1 protein-coding gene is annotated in these 1,440 nt (G+C 67.3%); it reads right to left on the bottom strand.

Translation table 11 applies throughout. From position 1 onward, the window contains the following. Positions 1–54 precede the first annotated feature (54 nt). Complete coding sequence (locus WFI52_RS14120) at positions 55–1,323, bottom strand: IS256 family transposase (protein WP_336627604.1); 1,269 nt, start codon at positions 1,321–1,323, stop codon at positions 55–57. Positions 1,324–1,440 lie beyond the last annotated feature (117 nt).

The following is a 1,440-nucleotide window of genomic DNA, read 5'->3' as shown; positions in this document are numbered from 1 at the left end:
GGTCAAGTCCCGTGGCGTGGTGTCATTCCGTTGTTCCCTGTGGGTGGGTGGTGGTCAGGCGGTGAGGTAGAGCTCGGGGCGGGCGGGTTCTGTGTGTTCGTGCAGGGTGTGGACGAGTTTGCGCATCGAGATGTCGGAGAAGTAGCGGCGTTCGCCGTAGGACCATTCCTCGTGTTGTTCCTGGAGGACCGCGCCGATCAGGCGGGTCACGGAGTCGCGGTCGGGGAAGATCTGGACGACGTCGGCGCGGCGTTTGATCTCGCGGTTGAGGCGCTCGATGGGGTTGTTGGACCAGACCTTCTGCCAGTGCTCCCGGGGCAGCGGGGCGAACCCGGTGAGGTCCGGCTCGGCGGCCTCGAGCATGGCGGTGATCTCGGGGAACGAGCCGCGCAGACTGTCGGTGACCTGGTGATACTGCGCGATCACCGCTTCGGGGGTGGTCTGCGCGAAGATCGTGGAGATCATCGCGTTGACCGGCTTGGAGCGTGCTGAGCCGAGCTTCTGGGTCACGTTGCGCGCGAAATGCACTCGGCATCGTTGCCACCCCGAGCCGGGCAGGATCGCTTTCACCGCGGCCTTGATGCCGGCGTGCGCGTCGGACGTGACCAGGGCAACCCCGAGCGGGTCGGCGTCGGTGGCGACCTTCAGGCCGCGGTCGCGGAGGCTGCGGAGGAACTCGGTCCAGAAGTCGGTGGTCTCCGCGTCACCGAGCGCCATCCCGAGGATCTCCCGCCTGCCCTCGCCGCTCACGCCGGTGGCGACGACGAGGGCCTGCGAGGCGACCCGGCCGCGGTGGCGGACGTCGAGGTAGGTCGCGTCGAGGAACAGGTACGGGAACCAAGTGTGATCGATCCGGCGGGAAAGGAACTCCTGCACCGCCTCGTCGATCTCACCGCAGATCCGCGACACCGTCGACCGGCTGATGCCGGTGTCGTTGCCGAGCGCCCGCACCAGCTGATCGACCTTGCGGGTCGAGACGCCGTCGATCCAGGCCTGACAGATCACCGCGTAGAGCGCCTTGTCGACCCGGCGGCGCGGGCTCAGCAGCGAGGGGAAGAACGACCCCTCCCGCAGCTTCGGGATCTGAAGGTCCACCTCCCCGGCCGGGGTCGCGAGGGTCTTCGGCCGGGTGCCGTTACGGCGGGTGGTCCGCTCCGGGGTGCGCTCGTAACGGGCCGCGCCGATCTTCACGGTCGCTTCCGCGTTGATCAGGTCTTGCAGGCCGGCCTGCAGCATTCGCCGGAACACGTCCGAGTGGGCCAGGTCGGGGTCGGCGAGGACTTCGCCGATCAGGGTCGTCAGGGCAGACTGGTTGTGGGTCATCGTGGGATCACTCTTCTTGCTTCTTGGCGGAAACAACTGGTCATCCCACGATGGCCCTTCACCGTCTACGACGACGAGAACCCCGCGGGAATTGACACCACGCTATTGGACTCACCC

It is taken from the genome of Microbacterium sp. MMO-20 (assembly GCF_037147735.1).
Classification (GTDB): Bacteria; Actinomycetota; Actinomycetes; order Actinomycetales; family Microbacteriaceae; genus Microbacterium.
This window is presented reverse-complemented; position numbering and strand designations above follow the sequence as displayed.